This window comes from Paenibacillus lacisediminis (genome assembly GCF_046567315.2).
Window position 1 is genome coordinate 1 of sequence record NZ_JBKIAX020000035.1, and the last position, 3,117, is coordinate 3,117.

Below are 3,117 nucleotides of genomic sequence, written 5' to 3' on the forward strand. Positions count from 1 at the left end.
GGTACGTTATCCATGGGATTTCTCCTTTTGTGAGTGTGACGGATAACGTGTGCCACACTTCCACATTAGGAGAATTTTTTTTACTTGGGAAGACCAAATCCTGGAAAGTGCTTGAACTTTTTCATTCCCTTTAATTCCTAACGTTTCATGTTAGATTTTACGCATGACTAGTGACACCAAAGCCGTTATCTGCGGAAAAATGAAGCTTTTGCAAAATGTAACGGACACAGATGACCTTATTTACCTCAAATCGGCCCGGATGAACTGGTTTTGAGCTAAATAGAGTCATGTGTGTCCGTTAGGCTGGGAAATACCCGGGAAATGGGCGGATAAGGTCGCTGGTGTCCGTTAGAGCAGCGTCCACAGATTTAAAAGAGCCGAAGTACTCGGTGCTTCGGCTCATGAAAGAAGGGGGATTGCTCTGACGTAGAAGTCAGAGCGATTGGAGGACGCTCTCCGGCGTTTTTCTTTGGAATTACACCGAAGCCGGTGGTTCATTCCGCTCTTCGGAAGAAGGCTCAGGATTTCCGGGGTTGCCTTTTTTGGCTTTGCCTTTTTTGCCCCGGAACAGGTTCAGGACCCAAGCAAACGGAACAATAATCAAAAACCAGAATTTCTTGAGAAGGACCACTATGATGGACAGCAAGCCTGCCTTTTTGGCCACGGCCAGGCCCGCGCCGCCAAGAATGAGGCCGGTTAACCCTGCGGAAGACTTTTTGTCGGTAGCCGGGTCATAATCGTTGTACGCTTGTCCTGCATTGACGGTCAATACCGGCAGAATTTCCGCTTCCATGACTTTACGGTCGGCGTCCAAATTTGCCGGGTCGGACACGAGAATAACGGATATGTTTCCTTCACGGGTAAGTATACGGACATTATAGTTGATTATATCCTGTCCCTGGTGATCCTGAAGCAGCAGCGCCCATGTAAGGCTGCGCAGTTGTTCATCGTATTTGGGCGGGGCGAACCATCCTTTTACGGTTAATTGGTTCTCCGGCGAAAGCTCTTTGTTGGCCTCTTTCTGGCCGGCTTCGTAGCTCTCCAACAATGCGTCCGCGTCGATTTCCGTTTTATCGTCATCCGAGATATGGCCGGACTCGTTATACTCAAAATAAACCGACCAAAGCTGATCCTCAGCTAGAGGTTCTATGTATCCGATTTCTTCATATGTAGGGAGTTGTTGGGTTGATTCCAATAAGGCGATCGTATCATCTTTGTTCAAAAATACGTAGTTTTCCGGCAGTTTAAGTTGAGCGATGCTTCCTAATGGTACCAGTTGTCCCTTTCCTTCAATCCAATTTAATTGGACTTCATCTTCAGTTTGCTCCACCTCTTCTGCGCTTATGCTGACAGGCACGGCAAAGGTGCTAATGACCATCATAAACGCGATTAGAAAAATGCTGATTTTTGGGCGGTACATGTGTTTTTTCATAAGTTCCTCCGTTTGTTTTTTTCACCTCCTTTATATCGGGTGCATTTCCCAAATTATTAATATTGTGGGCCGCGTTCATAATAGGTGTTATGGAGCTTGCTTTCCTTACGGTGAATTGGTACAATGAAATTCCCTAACTTAGTTGAGTTTCCAGCAACCTACAAGTCATTTGGCGCACAAAATGTGCTATACTAAGTTCGTAACACAAAATGCAGTTCGTATCACAACAGTGTGATTACAGCACTCCATGCTCAGCCGTTTAATTCAAAATTCGGGGGCGTTTTTTGGATTCGACGGGGGTAGATCGAGCATGGGTAGCGGGTAGTGGGGACGCGTCCGCTTTATCAACGCTAAAGCCAATTAAACGGCAAACAAAACAACAACTTAGCTTTCGCAGCTTAATAACCTGCGTGCTAGCTCTATCTCTGCATCGCCCATGTGCCGGGAATAGGGCCCAACTTTAGTGGGATACGCCGTCTGGTCTCCGCCTGGGGTCAACGGAAGAAGATAATCAGGCTGACCCGAAGGGAATCCGGTGACAGGGAGTCTCTAGGGTGACATCAAAACTGTCACTACACCCGTAGAAACCTATGTGGCGTTGCCTTCGGACAGGGGTTCGACTCCCCTCGCCTCCATATGTACCACTGGGAAAAGCGGCCGAGGCAGGTCGCTTTCTTGCATTTTTCTTACGATTAAATTGCTAAGCAATGTTTCTTAATCATTTTGGTCTTAAATGCGTATGGAAAGTTGTAAACCAACTTCAGATGTGTTATAATCAATTTATTGGAATTTCGACCTGAAGTCACATATTGTAGAGGGTTATAATTTTAATGGGTGTAACCTTGTATAATATGTGATTTTTTTTGGAAATTTTAAAGGATATCAAAATGAACATGTGGAGGTAATGAATCATGGAAACAGGAACAGTAAAATGGTTTAATGCAGAAAAAGGCTTTGGTTTCATCGAGGTTGAAGGCGGCAGCGACGTATTCGTGCACTTCAGCGCGATTGTTGGCGACGGATTTAAATCGTTGGACGAAGGACAACGCGTTGAATTTAACGTGGTACAAGGCAATCGCGGCCCTCAGGCCGAAAATGTTGTTAAACTGTAAGTAAGAATGCTATTGCAAAGCCCCAAACCTCGTGTTGGGGCTTTTTTTCACATTATTCCTGGAGAGAAAGAAGGATGCCACTTGTACTATTCACGGAAAAGACTAACGAGTGATCTTCCGGAGGAAATGACAACGATATGGTCATGCACCAATGAAAAGTGCAACGGATGGATGAGGGATAACTTCGTTTTTATGGCCCAGCCAAAGTGTGCCCAATGCAATTCCTTCATGGAGAAAGGCGAGAAAATGCTGCCGATCCTAGCGAATACAAGCCCTAATCAGACGAAAAACTAGATGGAGCGATTCCCCTCGCCTCACTCCATATTTAGCATGAGAAGAAGCGACCGTGTTTGGTCGCTTTTTTGCATCTTATTTTTGATGAATAGGAAGTGGCAAAATTACGTTAAGGTCGTGACTAACAAATTTGGGACGAGAGAACGGCAGAGTATTCACTAGCCATGCAAACAACCTGACATGAAAAGTTGAAATTATGGTCCAATTACTATTTTGGTAATTAATGAAATATATTTACAGGTTTGTTTCGGTCTTAGATTCAAAAAGGAGAATGTCCGT

General features: G+C 44.9%; 3 protein-coding genes and 1 other RNA gene. 3 read left to right on the forward strand and 1 reads right to left on the reverse strand.

All coding sequences use genetic code 11. The annotated features are described in order from the left end of the window. Positions 1 to 475 precede the first annotated feature (475 nt). Positions 476 to 1,432, reverse strand: coding sequence for a DUF2167 domain-containing protein (locus ACLD72_RS32100; protein ID WP_411003939.1), 957 nt, complete (start codon positions 1,430 to 1,432; stop codon positions 476 to 478). 273 nt (positions 1,433 to 1,705) lie between these two features. Here ACLD72_RS32100 and ssrA point away from each other — a divergent pair. From ssrA to ACLD72_RS32115, 3 genes are all read left to right on the forward strand, one after another. Then, positions 1,706 to 2,070, forward strand: a transfer-messenger RNA (tmRNA) gene (ssrA, locus tag ACLD72_RS32105). A gap of 273 nt (positions 2,071 to 2,343) precedes the next feature. Beyond that, entirely contained in the window at positions 2,344 to 2,544 is a 201-nt protein-coding gene (locus ACLD72_RS32110; RefSeq protein WP_036627035.1) for a cold-shock protein, read from the forward strand. A gap of 6 nt (positions 2,545 to 2,550) precedes the next feature. After that, positions 2,551 to 2,838 carry a cold-shock protein gene (locus ACLD72_RS32115; RefSeq protein WP_411003938.1) on the forward strand — a complete coding sequence of 96 codons (288 nt, stop codon included), beginning with the start codon at positions 2,551 to 2,553 and terminating at the stop codon, positions 2,836 to 2,838. The last annotated feature ends 279 nt before the right edge of the window (positions 2,839 to 3,117 follow it).